18 protein-coding genes and 1 pseudogene are annotated in these 18,581 nt (G+C 63.4%); 17 read left to right on the top strand and 2 right to left on the bottom strand.

What is annotated here, in order from left to right; genetic code table 11:
- The first annotated feature begins 113 nt into the window (after positions 1–113).
- Positions 114–572: an ice-binding family protein gene (locus Q0T48_RS10870; RefSeq protein ID WP_295956177.1), complete on the top strand. Its 459-nt coding sequence runs from the start codon at positions 114–116 to the stop codon at positions 570–572.
- A gap of 125 nt (positions 573–697) precedes the next feature.
- Positions 698–2,326: a 3-(methylthio)propionyl-CoA ligase gene (locus Q0T48_RS10875; protein WP_295956179.1), complete on the top strand. Its 1,629-nt coding sequence runs from the start codon at positions 698–700 to the stop codon at positions 2,324–2,326.
- Between the two features lie 21 nt (positions 2,327–2,347).
- Here the strand turns inward: Q0T48_RS10875 and Q0T48_RS10880 are convergent, their stop codons facing one another.
- The gene (locus Q0T48_RS10880; protein ID WP_295956181.1) at positions 2,348–2,530 is read right to left on the bottom strand and encodes a hypothetical protein; all 183 of its coding nucleotides are present in this window, start codon (positions 2,528–2,530) and stop codon (positions 2,348–2,350) included.
- Positions 2,531–2,832: 302 nt separating this feature from the next.
- Here Q0T48_RS10880 and Q0T48_RS10885 point away from each other — a divergent pair, with 302 nt between their 5' ends.
- From Q0T48_RS10885 to Q0T48_RS10925, 9 genes and pseudogenes are all read left to right on the top strand, one after another.
- Positions 2,833–3,711, top strand: a complete 879-nt coding sequence (locus Q0T48_RS10885; RefSeq protein WP_295956182.1) for a branched-chain amino acid ABC transporter permease — start codon at positions 2,833–2,835, stop codon at positions 3,709–3,711.
- On the top strand, positions 3,701–4,831 hold the full coding sequence (locus tag Q0T48_RS10890; RefSeq protein WP_295956184.1) for a branched-chain amino acid ABC transporter permease: 1,131 nt from the start codon (positions 3,701–3,703) through the stop codon (positions 4,829–4,831). The genes Q0T48_RS10885 and Q0T48_RS10890 overlap by 11 nt, the downstream gene beginning before the upstream one ends.
- Positions 4,828–5,573 (top strand): annotated as a pseudogene (locus tag Q0T48_RS10895) (ABC transporter ATP-binding protein). The gene Q0T48_RS10890 and the pseudogene Q0T48_RS10895 overlap by 4 nt, the downstream one beginning before the upstream one ends.
- The gene (locus tag Q0T48_RS10900) at positions 5,573–6,259 is read left to right on the top strand and encodes an ABC transporter ATP-binding protein (protein WP_295956186.1); all 687 of its coding nucleotides are present in this window, start codon (positions 5,573–5,575) and stop codon (positions 6,257–6,259) included. Before Q0T48_RS10895 ends, Q0T48_RS10900 begins: the two are co-directional and overlap by 1 nt.
- A 109-nt stretch (positions 6,260–6,368) precedes the next feature.
- Positions 6,369–7,682 carry a beta-propeller fold lactonase family protein gene (locus tag Q0T48_RS10905; RefSeq protein ID WP_295956188.1) on the top strand — a complete coding sequence of 438 codons (1,314 nt, stop codon included), beginning with the start codon at positions 6,369–6,371 and terminating at the stop codon, positions 7,680–7,682.
- 155 nt (positions 7,683–7,837) lie between these two features.
- Complete coding sequence (locus Q0T48_RS10910) at positions 7,838–9,946, top strand: 3-hydroxyacyl-CoA dehydrogenase NAD-binding domain-containing protein (protein WP_295956190.1); 2,109 nt, start codon at positions 7,838–7,840, stop codon at positions 9,944–9,946.
- 12 nt (positions 9,947–9,958) lie between these two features.
- Positions 9,959–11,134, top strand: coding sequence for an acetyl-CoA C-acyltransferase (locus Q0T48_RS10915; RefSeq protein WP_295956192.1), 1,176 nt, complete (start codon positions 9,959–9,961; stop codon positions 11,132–11,134).
- A 92-nt stretch (positions 11,135–11,226) separates the two neighbouring features.
- The gene (locus Q0T48_RS10920) at positions 11,227–11,433 is read left to right on the top strand and encodes a hypothetical protein (RefSeq protein WP_295956194.1); all 207 of its coding nucleotides are present in this window, start codon (positions 11,227–11,229) and stop codon (positions 11,431–11,433) included.
- A gap of 11 nt (positions 11,434–11,444) precedes the next feature.
- Entirely contained in the window at positions 11,445–12,374 is a 930-nt protein-coding gene (locus tag Q0T48_RS10925; RefSeq protein ID WP_295956196.1) for a glutathione S-transferase family protein, read from the top strand.
- A gap of 23 nt (positions 12,375–12,397) precedes the next feature.
- Here the strand turns inward: Q0T48_RS10925 and Q0T48_RS10930 are convergent, their stop codons facing one another.
- Positions 12,398–13,060: a DUF1223 domain-containing protein gene (locus Q0T48_RS10930; protein ID WP_295956199.1), complete on the bottom strand. Its 663-nt coding sequence runs from the start codon at positions 13,058–13,060 to the stop codon at positions 12,398–12,400.
- Between the two features lie 306 nt (positions 13,061–13,366).
- Between Q0T48_RS10930 and pgm the strand changes: the two genes are divergently transcribed.
- From pgm to Q0T48_RS10960, 6 genes are all read left to right on the top strand, one after another.
- The gene (gene pgm / locus Q0T48_RS10935) at positions 13,367–15,007 is read left to right on the top strand and encodes a phosphoglucomutase (alpha-D-glucose-1,6-bisphosphate-dependent) (protein ID WP_295956201.1); all 1,641 of its coding nucleotides are present in this window, start codon (positions 13,367–13,369) and stop codon (positions 15,005–15,007) included.
- Between the two features lie 81 nt (positions 15,008–15,088).
- On the top strand, positions 15,089–15,826 hold the full coding sequence (locus Q0T48_RS10940) for a sulfite exporter TauE/SafE family protein (protein WP_295956203.1): 738 nt from the start codon (positions 15,089–15,091) through the stop codon (positions 15,824–15,826).
- Positions 15,823–16,185 carry a LysR family transcriptional regulator gene (locus Q0T48_RS10945; RefSeq protein WP_295956205.1) on the top strand — a complete coding sequence of 121 codons (363 nt, stop codon included), beginning with the start codon at positions 15,823–15,825 and terminating at the stop codon, positions 16,183–16,185. The genes Q0T48_RS10940 and Q0T48_RS10945 overlap by 4 nt, the downstream gene beginning before the upstream one ends.
- 31 nt (positions 16,186–16,216) lie before the next feature.
- On the top strand, positions 16,217–16,900 hold the full coding sequence (gene modB / locus Q0T48_RS10950; RefSeq protein WP_295956207.1) for a molybdate ABC transporter permease subunit: 684 nt from the start codon (positions 16,217–16,219) through the stop codon (positions 16,898–16,900).
- A 6-nt stretch (positions 16,901–16,906) separates the two neighbouring features.
- On the top strand, positions 16,907–17,641 hold the full coding sequence (gene modA, locus Q0T48_RS10955; protein ID WP_295956208.1) for a molybdate ABC transporter substrate-binding protein: 735 nt from the start codon (positions 16,907–16,909) through the stop codon (positions 17,639–17,641).
- Positions 17,638–18,408 (top strand): ATP-binding cassette domain-containing protein, encoded by a 771-nt coding sequence (locus Q0T48_RS10960; protein ID WP_295956210.1) that lies wholly within the window; start codon positions 17,638–17,640, stop codon positions 18,406–18,408. The genes modA and Q0T48_RS10960 overlap by 4 nt, the downstream gene beginning before the upstream one ends.
- Positions 18,409–18,581 lie beyond the last annotated feature (173 nt).

Here is an 18,581-nt window from a genome sequence, read left to right on the forward strand (position 1 = left end):
GCGCAAAGTGGGCCCAAAGGCCCGCGAACCTAGCCCCAAGGGGTTAGAAAACGACTCGTTTTGGCCGGATTCGGCGCATTCTTGTTATCAGTACCCCGGAAGAGCCATTTTGAATGGCCTTGTTCAGCATTGCCTTAACGCTGGATGCCCAGAATATGGACAACCAGACCTGGATTTTCAATATTACGGATTATTTGGTCACCGGTGCCTCTACCTCCATCCAATTGATAAATGCTGGTGTGGGCGACAGCATATTTTGGAATACCGGTGGATATGCGGCCCTGGGCGCGACTTCGACTTTTGAAGGCAGTATTTTTGCGCTGACATACATCAGTGTCGGTGCGAACACCACCGTTATTGGCGTGGGCCGGTCGTGTGCCGGTCTTTATTCGGCAACCTCGTATGTGTCATCAGGCGACGGATCTGTGATCGACTCACAGGGCTGCAGCGCTGTCACAGTCGCCGAAGTGCCCGAACCCGCCACCTTACCTTTGGTGCTGACCGGTTTGGCTTCCATGGGGGTTGTTGTCCGCCGCCGCAAACTGCTTCTAGCCAAGGGCAGAGCCGCATAAAGCCGCTACGCCCTGTACTGGGCTAGCGTGTAACTTGCCGCCTGGGTGACAGTCTGCGGGTCAACACCGGGGGGCAGGCCCCGCGCATTGGGCAATACTGGCAATCCAATCCAAGGAGACTGCCGATGCTGGGCCTGATGCAAAACCAACCCCTGTTGATTTCGACCTTGATCGCGTTCGCCGATCGCCACCACGGCGACGGCGAAATTGTCTCGCGCCGGGTCGAGGGCGACATCCACCGCACCAGCTACCGCTCCGTGGCTGCCCGTGCCCGCCAGGTGGGCAACGCCCTGGACGGCTGGGGCCTGGCTTTCAGCGACCGCGTGGCCACGCTGGCTTGGAACGGCTACCGCCACCTGGAGTTGTATTACGGCGTTAGCGGCTCGGGGCGGGTGCTGCACACCATCAACCCGCGCCTGCACCCCGCGCAAATCGCCTGGATCACCCAGCATGCCGAAGACCGGGTGCTGTGCTTCGATGCCACATTCCTGCCGCTGATCCAGTCCCTCCACGCCCAATGCCCCATGGTGCAACATTGGGTGATGCTGTGCGATGCCGACAAGCTGCCCGCCGACACCGGCATTCCCAACCTGGTCAGCTACGAGGCCTGGATCGCTGCCGCCTCCACCACCTACCAATGGCCGCAGTTTGACGAAAACACCGCCTCCAGCCTGTGCTACACCAGCGGCACCACCGGCGACCCCAAGGGCGTGCTGTACAGCCACCGCTCCACCACCTTGCACGCCTACGCCGCAGCCTTGCCCGATGCCATGGACCTCAGCGCCCGCGATGCGGTGCTGGCCGTGGTGCCCATGTTCCACGTCAACGCCTGGGGCATTCCGTACAGCGCGGCGCTCACTGGCTGCAAGCTGGTGTTCCCCGGCCCGGCCATGGACGGCCCCTCGGTCTACAACCTGATCGAGTCGGAAAAGGTCACTTTTGCCGCGGGCGTGCCCACGGTGTGGCAGATGCTGCTGGGCCACATGCAACCCGCGGGCCTGCGCTTTGGCAGCCTGCAGCGCACGGTCATTGGCGGCTCGGCCTGCCCACCGGCCATGGTCAAGGCCTTCCAGCAAGATTACGGCGTGGAGGTGATCCACGCCTGGGGCATGACCGAGCTGTCGCCCCTGGGCACGCTGTGCACCCTGAAGAACAAGCACTTGCTGCTCACTAAAGAAGAGCAATTGGCGATGCGCCTGAAACAGGGCCGGGCCGTGTACGGGGTCGATATGAAGGTGCTGGGCGAAGACGGCCAGCCGCTGCCGCATGACGGCCAGTCGGCCGGTGACCTGCTGGTCCAGGGCCCGTGGATCGTGGCCGATTACTACCGCAGCCCCGAGCCCAGCCCGCTGGTGGACGGCTGGTTTCCCACTGGCGACGTGGCCACCATCGATGCCGACGGCTACCTTCAAATCACCGACCGTAGCAAGGACGTAATCAAGTCCGGCGGCGAATGGATCAGCTCCATCGCGGTAGAAAACATCGCTGTGGCCCACCCGGCCGTGGCCATGGCCGCCTGCATTGGCGTGCAACACCCCAAATGGGATGAGCGGCCTATCGTGGTGGTGGTGAAAAAGCCTGGTGCAGAACTCAGCGCGGCCGAATTACTGCAGTTTTACGACGGCAAAATCGCCAAGTGGCAGGTGCCGGACGACGTGGTATTTGTCGATGCCATCCCGCTGGGTGCCACCGGCAAGATGCAAAAAATGCGCTTGCGCGAGATGCTGAAAGACTACCGGCTGCCGGGGCTGTGAGCCGGTAGTTATCTGGGAGGATCAAGCAGCGGGCGCGCTGCCGTCGGCTTCTTCCTTCTTCTCCAAGTGTTCGGTCACTTCTTCGACCGCTTTGTAGCCGCCAAAGGCCACCAGCCCTTCGGTGAGCAAGGACGCATCCGGGTCCAGCTTTTTCACGCCCTCTACCGCTACCACGGCACCGATGATCTCGTTGAGTAAACCCATGACTTTCTCCTTGAAAACTAACGCATAAAAAACCTGTCTGTGCCCGCAACCGATGCGTGGCAGACGCTGACTATTCTGGGTCGGATCGCTACACCGCAGGCTGCTTGCGGTGTATCTACGGGGTAAAGCTTTGTGGTGCGATGGTGTGTATTCGTATTCACTGCTGCCAGCTTAAAAATTTATAAAATATTAGCCCCTAGCGTATATTCCATATACGGATATAGCTACTTTTTTAATAGCAAATGGGCTGGCTATTCGCAGCGGGCTACACTTCGCCGCCGCTCCGCACCACACCCGCCCGCATGGAATTCTTCACCCTCTCGCTCTTAAACGGCCTCAGTTACGGTCTGGTGCTGTTCATGCTGAGTGCCGGGCTGACGCTGATCTTCAGCCTGCTGGGTGTGCTCAATCTGGCGCACGCCAGCTTCTACATGCTGGGCGCCTACGCGGCCTATAGCCTGACGCTGGTGCTGGGCTTCTGGCCCGCGCTGCTGCTGGCTCCGCTGCTGGTGGGCTTGGTGGGCGCGGCGTTTGAAAGATGGGTGCTGCGCCGGGTCCATGCCCACGGCCCCGGGCGGCACAAGGCCGAGATGCTGGTGACTTTTGGCTTGGCCACCGTGCTGGGCGAGCTGGTGCAACTGGTGTGGGGGCGTGGCCCGGTGGACTACCGCATTCCCGAAGTCCTGGCCGGGCCGCTGTTCACGCTGTGGGGCACGCCTTTCCCCGCCTACCGGGCCTTTATGGTGCTGGTGGCGCTGGGCATGTGGCTGGCGCTGTGGCTGCTGTTCACCCGTACCCGCACCGGCCTGGTGGTGCAGGCGGCGTTAACGCACCCCGATGCCGTGCAGGCCCTGGGCCACAACGTGCCGCGTATTTTCATGCTGGTGTTTGGCGGCGGCGCGGCGCTGGCCGGGCTGGCGGGTGTAGTGGGCGGCAACGCCTTTGTCACCGAACCCGGCATGGCGGCCACCGTGGGCTCTGTCGTGTTCGTGTTCGTGGTGGTGGGCGGCATGGGCTCGCTGACCGGGGCGCTTGGCGCGTCCTTGCTGATTGGCGTGCTGCAGACCTTTGCGGTGGGAATAGACCCGATCAGCCGTTTTGCGCCGCTGTTGCCGTACCTGCTGTTGGTGTTGGTGCTCGTCTCTCGTCCGCAAGGCTTGTGGGGGCAGCGTGCGGATTAAGGCGGGGGGGGCCGTATTCGCGCTGGCGCTGCTGGCCGCGCCCTGGGTCTTTAGCAGCAGCCTGGGCCTGAACCTGCTGACGCAGATGGGCATCGCCGCCATCGTCTGCCTGAGCTACAACATTCTGCTGGGGCAGGGTGGCATGCTGAGTTTTGGCCACGCCGTCTATTCCGGCTTGGGCGCGTTCGCAGCCATCCATGCGTTGAACGCCGCTGTGTTGCCGGTCAGTCTGGTGCCCATCGTAGGCGGGCTGGCCGGGGCCGGGGTGGCGTTGCTGCTGGGCTGGCTGACGGCACAAAAGTCGGCCACCACCTTCGCCATGGTCACGCTGGGCCTGGGTGAGCTGGTGGCGGCCCTGGCCTGGCTGCTGCCGCAGGTGTTTGGCGGCGAGGCGGGCGTGTCGGGCAATCGGGTGGCGGGCGTTGCGCCATGGGGCATCACTTTGGGGCCGCAGATTCAGGTGTATTACCTGGTCGCTGCTTACACCCTGGTCTGCACCGCGCTGATGTTCGTTTTCACCCTGACCCCGCTGGGCCGCATGCTCAATGCGGTGCGCGACAACCCCGAGCGGGTGGAGTTTGTGGGCTTTGATGCGCGGCGCATCCGCTTCTTGGCGGTGGTCATCGCCGGGTTTTTTGCAGGCATTGGCGGTGGGCTGGCTGCGCTGCAGTTCGAGACCGTCACCGCTGATGTGCTGGGCAGCCAGCGCTCGGGGGCCTATTTGCTGTTTACCTTTCTGGGCGGGTCCGGCCACTTTTTCGGCCCCGTAGCGGGTGCCGTGCTGATGGTGCTGGCGAATGTGCTGCTCAGCGGCATCACCAAGGCCTGGCTGCTGTACGTGGGCCTGGTGTTCATTGCCATGGTGGTGTGGGTGCCCGGTGGCGTGGTGAGTCTGGCGGGGCAACTGCGCTGGCGCGATGCGCCAAGGTACGCGGCCTGGGCACTGGCGTTTGCCGGGTTTGCGGCCATGGTGGAGATGGTCTACCAGCTGCAACTGCGGGCGGCGCTGGGGCCGCAGGTGGGCTTCATGGGCCTGGTGCTGGACGCGACCAGCGGCCTGAGCTGGGCCGGGGCCGCTGCGGCCTTGGGGGCGGGCGTATTTTTGGGCCTGCGCAAATGACCCCCGCGCTGCAACTCATCGCCCTGCGTAAAAGCTTTGGCCTGGCGCAGATCATTCGCGGCACAGATTTGTCCGTAGCCGCAGGCGAGCGCGTGGCCTTGATCGGCCCCAACGGCGCTGGCAAATCCACGCTTTTAACCTCATCAGTGGCCGCACCGCGCCCAGCAGCGGCCAGATTTTGCTGCACGGCCAGCCCATCCACGGCAAAAAACCGTTCGAGATCTACCGCGCGGGCCTGTCGCGTAGCTTCCAGACCAGCAACCTGTTTACCCAGCTCAGTGTGTTCGAGAACCTGCGCTGCAGCCTGCTGTGGAGCCGGGGCTATGGCTACACCTTTTGGCGCTTGATGGCCGGTTTGCAGGATGTACGCCAGCGGGCCGAGCAGGTCATGGCCCAGGTGCAGCTGGACGGCAAACGCGACGTGCTGGCCGCCCACCTCACCTATGCCGAGCAGCGCGCGCTGGAGCTGGGCATCACCATCGCAGGCGGGGCCAGCGTCATCCTGCTGGACGAACCTACAGCGGGCATGGGCGCACACGAGGCGGCCGCTTTTGTGCAGCTCATCCGCGAAGTAACCCAAGGCAAGACGCTATTAATAATAGAGCACGATATGCAGGTGGTATCTGCGCTAGCGGCCAAAATTGCCGTATTAGTTGCGGGCGAAGTCATCGCCTTCGACACGCCGGATGCGGTGCGCGCCAACCCGCTGGTGCAAGCGGCCTACCTGGGGCAGGTGGCCTGATGCTGCAAGTCCAGAACCTGCGCGCCTTCTACGGCCCCGCCCACGTGCTGCACGGGGTGTCGTTCGCCATCCAGCCCGGTGAAACCGTGGCCCTGCTGGGCCGCAACGGCGCGGGCCGCTCCACCACCGCCAAGGCGCTGATGGGTCTGGTGCGCTGTGAGGGCTCCATCCTCTGGCGCGGCCAGCAACTGGTGGGCCAGCCGCCGTATGCCATCGCCCAGCAAGGCATTGCCTATGTGGCCGAAGCCCGCGACATCTTTCCGCGCCTGAGCGTGCACCACAACCTGCTGCTGGGCCAAAAAGGCACAGGCCCGTGGACATTCGATGCCGTCTACACCCTGTTTCCGCATTTGAAAGCCCGCCAACACACCCCCGGCGGCGTGCTCTCGGGCGGCGAACAACAAATGCTGGCCCTGGCCCGCGCGCTGATGGGCAACCCCCAGCTCCTGGTCATCGACGAACCCACCGAAGGCCTGGCCCCGCAGGTGGTGGAGCAGGTGGCCGCCGCCCTGCGCCTACTGAAAACCCAGGGCGTGGCGGTGCTGCTGGTGGAGCAGAAGCAGGCGCTGGCGCTGGAGGTGGCCGACCGGGTGCTGGTGATGGGGCGGGGGCGCATTGTGTTGGATGGCTCGCCGCAGCAGTTGCTCAGCGACGCAGCGGTGCGCCGTGAATGGCTGGAGGCTTAGGGCCACTTAGCCTATTTCTACCGGGGCGGAGCAGGGTGTTTTTTGATAGAAAACTTTATATACGGCTGATATGGTGAAGTTCAGAATATTTTTTGAAAGCACCATCTTGATGACTCGGCACCCCATTCGTCACGGCATTTTCACTTTCGCCATCGCCTCTCTGCTGACGGCCTGTGGCGGTGGCACCAGCAGCAGCGATAGCACCGCCTACACACTGGGCGGCACCGTCAACGGCCTGACCACCAGTGGCCTGGTGCTGGCCAATAGCACATCGACGCAGGCAGTGGCATCGGGCGCCACCAGCTTCACCTTCAGCGACCAGATGAGTGGCGACTACGCAGTCACCGTCGCCACCCAGCCCGACGGGCAAACGTGCGTGGCCACCCATGCCAGTGGCAGCGGTGGCAGCGCCGTCACCAGCGTGGTGGTCAATTGCCGCAGCTACGCGGCCTTTACCAGCAATTTGGCGGGTATGGGCCTGGCCCAGTTCGGCGTTGGCAGCATCGGAGCCCTGGTGGCACAAAGCCCGGCGACTTTGGCTACTTCCTATTCGCCGTCCAGCCTCAGCACCAGTGCCGACGGAAAGTTCGCCTACGTCAGCTTCCTCGACAGTTCGGCCATCGGCATCTACACCGTCTCCAGCACCACCGGCGCGCTGACGGCATTTGGCTCGGGTACTGCCCAAAGCGCCGGCTACGGCCTGGCCATCAGCCCGAACAGCAAATACCTGTATGTGTCCAACTACGGCGATGCCAGTGTGTCGCAGTTCACCATCGGCTCCAGCGGCACGCTCACGGCCATGTCAACCGCCTCGGTGGCCGCGGGCGTGAACCCCTACGGCGTGGCCGTCAGTCCGGACGGCCTGTACGTCTACGTGGCCAACAGCAGCGGCAATACGATTTCGCAGTACGCCGTGGGCAGCACTGGCGCTTTGGCCGCCCTGACCCCCGCTTCCGTAAGCGTCACAGGCTCGGGCACCGGGCCAGTAAACCTTGCTATCGACCCAAGCAGCAAATACGTTTACGTGACCCTGGCCAACAGCGCCAAGCTGGCCCAGTTCAGCATCGGCACCGGTGGCGTGCTAACGTCTCTCTCGCCTACCAGCGTCAGCACTGGCACCACACCGCATGCCGTGGTGGTGGGCCCTGGCGGTCGCTATGTATATGTAACGAATGCGGGCGATAACACCGTGTCGCAGTACAGCATCAGCAGCGGCAAGCTCACCGCCTTGCCTTCTGCCACCGTTACCACCGGCACCAATCCGCGCGGCATTTCCACATCGCCCAGCGGTAGCTATGTGTACGTAACCAATTACAGCGATGCCACCGTGAGCTCGTACAGCGTAGGCTCCAGCGGCGCGTTGACGGCCGTGGGGACGGCATCGACCAACGGCGCTGGGCCGACGACCGTGTCGGTGCGCTGAGCCTGGTCAAGCACCCTGGTACAGGCCAGCCAGGACACTTGTGCAGTCGCTCTGCTGGTTTGTCCCAACTGGGACAAACCAGCAGATGCGATTCCGCCGTGAGCCTCTAGAATAAAAATCGAACGATCGTTCTATTCCAACCTTGAGGTGTACGCATGACGGCTCCCAACCCCCACTACCAAGTCCACGGCAACATCGCCGTGATCACGCTGAACAACCCGCCGGTCAACGGCTTGGGCCTGGCGACGCGCCGTGCGGTGACCGCCGGGCTGGCGCAGGCGAATGCCGATAAGACGGTGGTAGCGATTGTGCTGACCGGTGCGGGCAAGGCGTTTTCGGGCGGGGCAGACATCAAGGAATTTGACACGCCGCAGGCCATGCAGGAGCCCAACCTGCTGAGCATGATTTTGGCCATCGAGCACTCGGCCAAGCCGGTGGTAGCCGCCATCCACTCTGTTTGTATGGGCGGCGGGTTGGAGACTGCATTGGGTTGCCATTACCGCGTGGCCGCACCCGGCTGCAACGTGGCTCTGCCCGAGGTCAAGCTGGGCCTGATCCCCGGCGCGGGCGGCACGCAGCGGCTACCCCGGGTGCTGGGCGTGGAAGCCGCGCTGAACATGATCGTCAGCGGCGAGCCGGTCAAGAGTGAGCTGCTGGCATCACTGCCCGGTCAAAAGCTGTTTGATAAACTGGCCGCATCAGCCGAATCGCTGATGGAAGAAGCCCTGGCTTTCGCCCAATCCATTGCCGACGTGCGCCCCTTGCCGCTGGTGCGCAACCTCAAATGCAAGCACCCGCAGGGCGATGCCTACTTCCAGTTCGCCCGCAACATGGTCAAGGGCATGGCGAAGAACTACCCGGCCCCGCTGAAGTGCGTGGATGCGGTGGAAGCCGCCACCAAGCAAAAATTTGAAGCGGGCATGGCGTTCGAGATCAGCACTTTTATGGGCCTGATGATGACCTCGGAAAGCCGGGCCTTGCGCCACCTTTTCGCGGCCGAGCGTGCTGCCTCCAAAATACCCGATGTGCCCGCCGACACTGCACAGCGAGCTATCAAGCGCATAGCGGTCATTGGCGCGGGCACCATGGGCGGCGGCATCGCAATGAATTTCCTGAACGCAGGCATTCCGGTCAAGATGCTGGAGGCCAAACCCGAAGCGCTGGAGCGCGGCGTGGCCACCATCCGCAAAAACTACGAAGCGCAAGTCACCAAAGGCAAGCTCAAGCAAGACAAGTTCGAGCAGCGCATGGCCCTCTTGAGCACCACGCTGAGTTACGACGACCTGAGAGATGCCGACATGGTGATCGAAGCCGTGTTTGAAGACATGGGCGTTAAAAAAGCCGTGTTCCAAGAGCTGGACCGGGTGATGAAACCCGGCGCGATTTTGGCCAGCAACACCTCCACGCTGGATTTGGACCAGATCGCCAGCTTCACCCTGCGCCCGCACGACGTGGTGGGCACGCATTTTTTCAGCCCTGCCAATGTGATGAAGCTGCTGGAAGTGGTGCGCGGCAAGGCTACCGCCAAGGACGTGCTGGCCACGGTGATGGCGCTGGGCAAAAAGATCAAGAAAACCTCGGTGGTGTCCGGTGTGTGCGACGGTTTCATCGGCAACCGCATGATCGAGCAATATGGCCGCCAAGCGGGCTTTTTGCTGGACGAGGGCTGCACCCCGGCGCAGGTCGACAAGGCCCTGGAAAAGTTCGGCATGGCCATGGGGCCGTTCCGCATGGGCGACCTGGCGGGTAACGATATCGGCTGGGCCATCCGCAAGCGCAAATATGTGGAACAGCCGGGCGTGAAGTACAGCAAGACAGCCGATCTGCTGTGCGAGCTGGGGCGCTTTGGCCAGAAAACCGGCGCGGGCTGGTACGACTACCAGGCGGGCAAGCGCGACGCGCTGCCTAGCGCGCTGGTGGAGAAGATGGTGGCCGACAACCGGGCCAGTCTGGGCATTACGCCGCGCAAGATTGGTGATGAAGAAATCGTGCAGCGCCTGGTGTTCGCCATGGTGAACGAGGCCGCGCACATCCTGGAGGAGGGCATTGCCTCCAAATCTGGCGACATCGACATGGTGTATTTGACCGGCTACGGCTTCCCGATTTACCGCGGTGGCCCCATGCATTACGCGAACGAGATCGGGCTTTTTAACGTGGTGCAGGCCATGCAGCGGTTTGCCCAGAACCCGCTGGACGATGCCGCCATCTGGACCCCCGCGCCCCTGCTGGCCCGCCTGGCTGCCGACGGCCAAACCTTCAACTAAGGAACACAGAACATGACCGCCGCCGTAATCGTTTCCACCGCCCGCACCCCCCTGGCCAAAAGCTGGAAGGGCTCTTTCAACATGACCCATGGGGCCACCCTGGGCGGCCACGCCGTACAGCACGCCATCCAGCGCGCAGGCATTGAAGCTGCCGAAGTCGATGATGTGATCATGGGCTGCGCCACGCCCGAGGGTGCCACCGGGGCCAACATCGCCCGCCAGATCGCCCTGCGTGCAGGCTGCCCGGTCACCACCTCGGGTGTCACGGTTAACCGCTTTTGCTCGTCCGGTCTGCAGACCATCGCCATGGCCGCGCAGCGCATCATTGCCAACGAGGGCGATGTGTACGTGGCGGGCGGTGTGGAAAGCATTTCCTGCGTGCAGCAAGAGATGAACACCCACATGCTGACCGACCCCTGGCTGGCCAAAAACAAGCCCGAGATCTACTGGAACATGCTGCAAACCGCCGAAATGGTGGCCCAGCGCTACGGCATCAGCCGTGCGCAGATGGACGCATACGGCGCGGCCAGCCAGCAAAAAGCCGTTGCCGCCCTGGCCGCCGGGCTGTTCACCGCCGAGATCGCCCCCATCACCGTCACCATGGGCGTGGCCGACAAGCTGCGTGGTTTGATGACCAAGGAAGTCACCGTGAGCCAGGACGAAGGCATCCGCGACGGCACCACGGCGGAAGGCATTGCCGGGCTGCGCTCGGCGATGCCGGGCGGCCTGATCTCTGCCGGTAACGCCAGCCAGTTCTCCGACGGCGGCGGTGCTGTCGTGGTGATGAACGAAACCCTGGCCAGCCAGCGCGGCTTGCAGCCGCTGGGCCGCTTTTTGGGCTTCGCGGTGGCGGGCTGCGAGCCGGATGAGATGGGCATCGGCCCCGTGTTCGCTATCCCCAAGGTGCTCAAGCGCCTGGGCCTGAAGGTCAGCGATATTGACCTGTGGGAGCTGAACGAAGCCTTCGCGGTACAGGTGATCTACTGCCGCGACAAGCTGGGTATTCCGGCCGAGCTGCTGAACGTGAACGGCGGCGCGATTGCCGTGGGCCACCCTTACGGCGTGAGCGGCCAGCGCCTGACCGGCCACGCGCTGATCGAAGGCAAGCGGCGTGGTGCCAAGCGCGTGCTGGTCACCATGTGCATCGGCGGTGGCATGGGCGCTGCGGGCGTCTTCGAGGTACTCTAAAAATAATAGCTACTAGCATATATTCCACCTGCGCTAGAGGCCTATTTCTTGTAAAACTAGCGTACGGTGCCCCACAGGGTTACAGTGCGGCCATGTTCACCGAAAAAACTATTCGCAGGGTCGAAAACGCCGTCTGGATCCTGCTGTACGGCGGGCTGCTGACCCTGGTGTTAGGCCTGTTTACCCAGCGGGCCGACGATGACCTGGGGCTGGCCCTGGTGGTGGGTGGCGGCATTGCGGCGGCGCTGGGAGCGGTGTTGATTTACCTGCGTTCGCGGATGAATTCCAAGCAAAAATAACGGAGACCCGGATGACCGATCTGATCCTGCACCACTACAAAACCTCGCCCTTCGCCGAAAAAATCCGCCGTGTGCTGGCCTTCAAGCAACTGCCCTGGCAGTCGGTCAACATACCGCCCATCGCGCCCAAGCCCGACGTGGAGGCGCTCACCGGCGGCTACCGCAAAACGCCCATCCTGCAAATCGGTGCCGACATCTACTGCGACACCGCCCTGATTTGCGACGTGCTGGAGCACCGCCAGCCCACGCCATCCCTCTCGCCCAGCAGCCACAAGGGCCTGGCGCGGGTGCTGGCGCAGTGGGCCGACACCACGCTGTTTGGCACCGCCATGGCCTACAACTTCCAGCCCGACGGCGCAGCGCAGTTGTTTGGCCAGGCACCGCCCGGCTTCGCCCAGGCTTTTGCCGACGACCGGGCCAAGATGGGCGGCATCGCTCCGCGCCTGCGGGTGAGTGATGCCACCACCGCCTACAAATCCTACCTGCGCCGCCTGGCCACCATGCTGGAAGACCAGGCCTTTCTGGTCGGCAACACGCCCTGCCTGGCCGACTTTGCGGCCTACGCGCCGCTGTGGTTTACCCGCGTGAATGTGCCCAGCACTGCAGGCATTCTGGATGCCACCCCCGGCGTGCTGGCCTGGATGGACCGCATGGCGGCGTTCGCCCAGGAGGAGGCGGGGCGGATGAAATCTGCGGACGCGATAGCCGTGGCGGCAGCCGCCACGCCGATACCCCTGGCCGATGAGGTGTTCCAGGACGACCACGGCATTCCATTGGGCAGCCAGGTCCGCGTGCACGCCGAGAGCTTTGGCCTGGAGGCGACCGAGGGCGAACTGGTCGCCGCCACCCGCATGCACCTCACGCTGCGCCGGGTGGACGCGCGGGCAGGCACGGTGCACGTGCACTTTCCGCGCATCGGTTACGTGCTACGCAAGGTGTAGCTTTCGATTCGACAAGGGGCGATTCAGCAAGGGGCAGTGACGGCCTGCAGCGTCTTGCCCGTTTGCGGGTCAAACACCACCAGGTTCACCTGCCGCGGATGGTCCAGGCTGCTGGCAATACTGCGAAATGTCAGCTTCTGCGCTGTACTGGAATCGCTGGCGTACACCCCCGCCACCACATACTGGCGCACCACAAAGTCGTGCTGCAAAAATTCGCCTGCGTTTTCGCCCGCTTTTACCTTGGAGCTGTAGCCGTTCTCGGTCACCGTCCAGTAGGCCGACCAGTGGCCCGGCGCACCGGCCACCGGTGTGACCAGCGCCTCGAACTGGTCGGGCCCCAGTTGCCGCAGGCTGATGTTGGCCAACCCCGGCTCGGCGGCTTTGTCCGCCACATTGCCGCCCCAGCGCGCCCAGTCTTTGCCGTTCAGCACGGCTTGTGGCGTGTAGATCGAAGCCAACTGGTTCCAGGTGCCCACCTGGCGTTGGCGCACGGTGTGCGCGGGCGTGGCGAAGCGGTCCACCCAGCCCAGTTGGTCCCAGTACCCTACGTGGAAGGCCTGCACCACGGCGGCCTGGCCCTTCAGGTGGCTGAGCCACTGGTCGGCGGGAGGGCAGGAGCTGCAGCCTTCCGAGGTGTACAACTCCACCACCGGCAGCTTGTTTTTGCCCGATTGCTGCGTGCACATGATTTCAGCAGAAAAAGCGGCTCCTGCGCATATAGACAGTACGCTAGCAGCTATATATTGAATAGCATTTGCCATGGTGGCTCCTGAAAAAAATTAATCGATAGCCATTGGTCGGAGCAGGGCGGCAGAGCTTACACATTGCGCGGCTGTATGCCCTCCAAAGCGCTTTAAATTAATCCGGATTAATCGCGTAAGGGCCCTGTAACAGGCCCAAAGTGGGGGGCGGGTGTGGTTCAATATTGCTGCTTGCACGCCTGCCGTGCAGGCCCCAGCGAGACAAACCCACCACAAGAAATGGACCCTGCCATGTCCCACAGCCCCTTAGCCGGTCACACCGCACCGCTCTCCATGCTGGTCAATTTGCCACGCCTAGTCACTGCCTATTACAGCCTGCGCCCCGACCCGGCACAGAGCACCCAGCGTGTGGCGTTTGGCACCTCGGGCCACCGGGGCAGCGCCTTCAACAGCAGCTTCAACGAACAGCACGTGCTGGCCATCACCCAGGCTATTTGCCAGTACCGGGCACTGAACAACATCACCGGCCCGGTGTTTCTGGGCATCGACACCCACGCCTTGTCCGAGCCCGCCGGGGCCACCGCACTGGAAGTGCTGGCCGCCAACGGCGTGCACGTGATGCTGGCCGAGGGCGACGAATACACCCCCACGCCCGCCGTGTCGCACGCCATCTTGGTCTACAACCAGGGCCGCAGCACCGGCTTGGCCGACGGCATTTTGATGACCCCGTCGCACAACCCTCCCGAAGACGGTGGCTACAAGTACAACCCCACCAACGGCGGCCCGGCCGATAGCGACATCACCGGCTGGATCGAAAAAGCCGCCAATGTGCACCTGGAAACCGGCCTCAAGGATGTGAAGCGCATGCCCTACGCCCAGGCCTTGCGCGCCGACACCACCCACCGCCACGACTACGTGACCACCTACGTGGCCGACCTAGCCAATGTGATCGACATGGATGTGATCCGCTCTTCGGGCGTGCGCATGGGCGTGGACCCACTGGGCGGCGCAGGCGTGCACTACTGGGCCCGCATTGCCGAGAAATACGCGCTGAACCTCAGCGTGGTCAGCGAGCAGGTGGATGCCACCTTCCGCTTCATGTCGGTGGACTGGGATGGCCGCATCCGCATGGACCCGTCCAGCAAGAACGCCATGGCCTCGTTGATCGGCCTGAAAGACAAGTACGACATCGCCTTTGCCTGCGACACCGACCACGACCGCCACGGCATCGTCACCCGCAGCGTCGGCCTGATGCAACCCAACCACTACCTGGCCGTGTGCATCGACTACCTGTTCCAGAACCGCTCCGGCTGGAGCCCACAGGCCGGTATCGGCAAAACCCTGGTCAGCAGCAACATGATCGACCGGGTGGCCGCTCGCCTGGGTCGCAATCTGTACGAGGTGCCTGTCGGCTTCAAATGGTTTGCCAACGGCCTGTGTGACGGCAGCCTGGGCTTTGTAGGCGAAGAAAGTGCGGGCGCGTCCTTTCTGCGGCACGACGGCAGCGTGTGGACCACCGACAAAGACGGCCTGGTGCCCGCCTTGCTGTCGGCCGAAATCATTGGCCGCACGGGCCGCGACCCCGGCGAAGCCTACAAGCTGCTGACCGATGCCTTCGGTGCCCCCGCCTACGACCGCATCGACGCCCCCGCCACGCCGGAGCAAAAAAAGAAGCTCGGCAAGCTCACCCCACAGCAGGTCACCAGTGCCGAGCTGGCGGGCGAGCCCATCACCCAGGTGCTCACCACGGCCCCCGGCAACGGTGCCAGCCTGGGCGGCCTGAAGGTGATGACCGAAAACGGCTGGTTCGCCGCGCGCCCCTCGGGCACCGAGAATATCTACAAAATCTACGCCGAGAGCTTCCATGGCGAAGAGCACCTGCGTCGCATCACCAAAGAGGCGCAAGGCATTGTGGATTTGGCCCTGGCCTGATTTTGCTATGCAATAAATAGCTGCTAGCGTAGGTGTATCCTGCGTTAGAAGCTGTTTTTTTATATTTTTAGGAAGATACGCGTGCTTGCATTGATTTTGGTGGCGGGGCTGTGGGCGGGTTTGCAAAACTCTTTGGCCGGTGGTGGCTCGTTCGTCACCTTGCCCGCGCTGATTCTGTCGGGCATGTCGCCGCTGGCGGCCAATATCACTTCCACCGTGGCCCTGTTTCCGGGCCAGGTCACGGCCGGTTTGGCGGGCCGCAAGCTGGTCACTGGTGCGGGCGCGCTGCCGTTTTGGGTGCTGCTGCTGGTCAGCGTGGTGGGCGGGGCGCTGGGCGGCCTGTTGTTGCTGCACACCCCGTCGGATATTTTTACCCGGCTGGTGCCCTGGCTGGTGCTATTTGCCACGGTGGTGTTTGCCTGGGGCAGCTTTTTCCGCAAACCTGGCGAAGCCTCGGTGCACATCGGCCCTGCAGGCGCGGCGGTGGCGCAGTTTTTCATCGCCATCTACGGCGGCTACTTCGGCGGCGGCATCGGCTTTTTGATGATGGCCGCACTGACCATGGCCGGTTTGCCCACCCGCAACGCCGGGGCCACCAAGAACGCGTTGGCCGGGGTGATGAATGCCTCGGCCGTGGCCTTGTTCATCACTTCGCCGCAGGTGCATTGGCAGCCTGCCTTGGTGCTGGGCGCGGGTGCCATCGTCGGCGGCTTGGTCGGCTCCTGGGCGCTGCACCGGGTGAACGAAAAATACCTGCGCATCGCCATCGTTTGCATCGGGGTGTGCCTGACCATTGGCCTGTTCGTGAAGCCGCTGTGAGCGCAACGACCCCCACCTCCAAAGCCCAGTTCCGCCTGCGCATCTACCGCGATACCAGCATTGCCATCGGCCCGGGCAAGGTCGATCTGCTGGAAGCCATTGCGCAAACCGGCTCCATCTCGGCTGCTGCCCGCCAGCTCGGCATGTCGTACCGGCGCGCCTGGGTGCTGGTGGACGAGATGAACCGCGCCTTGGTGTCGCCTGTGGTCACCACGGTTGCCGGGGGCGTACAGGGCGGGGGCACGGCGCTGTCGCCGCTGGGCGAAAAGCTGGTGCGGCATTACCGGGCGGTGGAGGAGGCTGCCCGTACTGCGGCGGCGGCGGACATTGCGGCGCTGCAAGATCTATTAGCGCCTTAGCGCGCCCTACCGCTATATCCTGCTGGATACAATGCGGGCCATGTCTGCATTGCTCGCCACCATGGACTGGTTTCCGCTCATCCTGTCGCTCAAAGTGGCGGCGGTGGCGACGCTGCTGGCCACCATCGCGGGCATCGCACTTGGCTGGGTCTTTGCCCGTAAACAATTCCCTGGTAGCGGCGTGCTGGAAGCCGTGTGCATGCTGCCGCTGGTGCTGCCGCCCACGGTGATCGGCTACGCGATTCTGGTGGCCGCCGGGCGGCGCAGCCCGCTGGGTAGCTGGCTGCGGGCGCACCTGGACTACACGATTATTTTCAGCTGGCACGGCGCGGTGGTCGCGTCCAGCATCGTCGCTTTGCCGCTGGTGCTCAAATCCGCCAGCGCGGCCTTTGCCGGGGTAGACCTCTCGCTGGAGGCGGCGGCCAGCACGCTGCGCCAAAGCCCGCTGTCCGTTTTCTTGCGCGTTACCTTGCCGCTCGCCTGGCCCGGCATCCTGGCCGGTACGCTCCTGGCCTTTGCCCGCGCCATGGGCGAATTCGGCGCGTCGCTGATGGTGGCGGGCTCGATTCCGCAGCAAACCCAAACCCTGTCGATGGCGATTTACGACTCCGTGCAGGCGGGGCAGGACGACCTGGCGCTGCTGCTGGTGGCCATCACCTCGGTACTGTCCATCACCGTGCTGGTGCTGTCGAACCGCTTTTTTTCACTCCGTTAGACCAACATGCGTTTCATCAGCCTATTTCTGCTCCTGCCGTTGGCCGTATCGGCCCAGCAAATCACCGTCTCCACTGCCGCCAGCCTGACCGATGCGTTCAAAGAACTGGGCCCGAAATTCGAGGCCAGCCAGCCCGGTACTACCGTGCGCTTCAACTTTGCCGCGTCCGGCGTGCTGCTGCAGCAAATCAGCCAGGGCGCGCCGGTAGACGTGTTCGTCAGCGCCGACAAGGACACCATGGACCGGGCCGTGGCGCAAAAGCTGATCGTGCCTGAGAGCCGCAAAAACTTCGTCACCAACAGCCTGGTGCTGGTGGAGCCCGGCAAAGACGGCCTCGGCCTCAAGACCCTGCAAGACCTGACCGGGCCCGCTGTGCGCAAAATCGCCATCGGTAAGCCCGCCACCGTGCCCGCGGGCCGCTACACCCAGCAAACCCTCACCAGCGCGAATTTGTGGACGGTGCTGGAGCCCAAGTTTGTGCAGGCCGACAACGTACGCCAGGTGCTGGACTACGTCAGCCGCGGCGAGGTGGAAGCCGGTTTCGTCTACCGCACAGACGCGATTTTGTTCGGCGACAAGGTCAAGATTGTCCTGACCCCGCCGGGCCACACGCCCGTGTCGTACCCGATCGCGGTGGTCAGCGACAGCCCGCAAAAGGCCGTGGCGCAGAACTTCGTCAACTTCCTGTTCACCGATGTGGCCCAGCAGGTGCTCAACAAATACGGTTTTGGTAAGCCGTGATCGATGTAGACATCCAACTCACGGTCTCCGATGGCCGCAGGCGCTTCGACTTGGCTGTACGCTTCGCCAGCGACGTGCCCTTTGCTGCGCTGTATGGCCCCTCGGGTGCGGGCAAGACGCTGACGCTGCAGGCGATTGCCGGGCTGCTGCGGCCCACGCAGGGCCATATTCGGCTGGACGGGCGCACGCTGTTCGACGCGGCCCAAAAAATCAACGTGCCCACGCCCCAGCGCCGCGTGGGCTACCTGCCGCAACACTACGCGCTGTTTCCGCATTTGTCGGTGCAAGAGAACATCGCCTTCGGCCTGAAAAGCTGGCGCAAACGCAGCCTGTCAGTCCCGGAACAAACCCACATCCAGACCCTGCTGGACAGCCTTGGCCTGGCCGCCCTGGCCCACAGCCGCCCAGCCACGCTTTCCGGCGGGCAGCAGCAGCGGGTGGCGCTGGCGCGGGCCTTGGCCTGCCAGCCGCAGGTGCTGTTGCTGGACGAGCCGTTTGCGGCCCTGCACCCTGCCTTGCGCCAAAGCCTGCGCGAAGAGCTGGCCCAAGTGCGCCGCCAGTGGGGTATTCCGGCGCTGATGATCACCCACGATGTGGACGACGTGCTGGCCCTGGCCGATGTGGCCTTTGTGTTCGATGCCGGGCAGGTCGTGCAAGAGATCGACCTGCACCTTGCCAGTGCACGCAGCCAGGCGCGGGTGGCGATGGGCGGGGTGACACACACTCCGTTGCAAAGCAAACTGCGGCAGATGCTATTGAATCAGTAGCTTTTCACGCTGATGGAGTAAGCGCTGGAGGCCGGCTTAAGGCAATGCTGAACAAGGCCATTCAAAATGGCTCTTCCGGGGTACTGATAACAAGAATGCGCCGAATCCGGCCAAAACGAGTCGTTTTCTAACCCCTTGGGGCTAGGTTCGCGGGCCTTTGGGCCCACTTTGCG

It is taken from the genome of Rhodoferax sp. (genome assembly GCF_025354435.1).
Lineage (GTDB): Bacteria > Pseudomonadota > Gammaproteobacteria > Burkholderiales > Burkholderiaceae_C > Rhodoferax_B.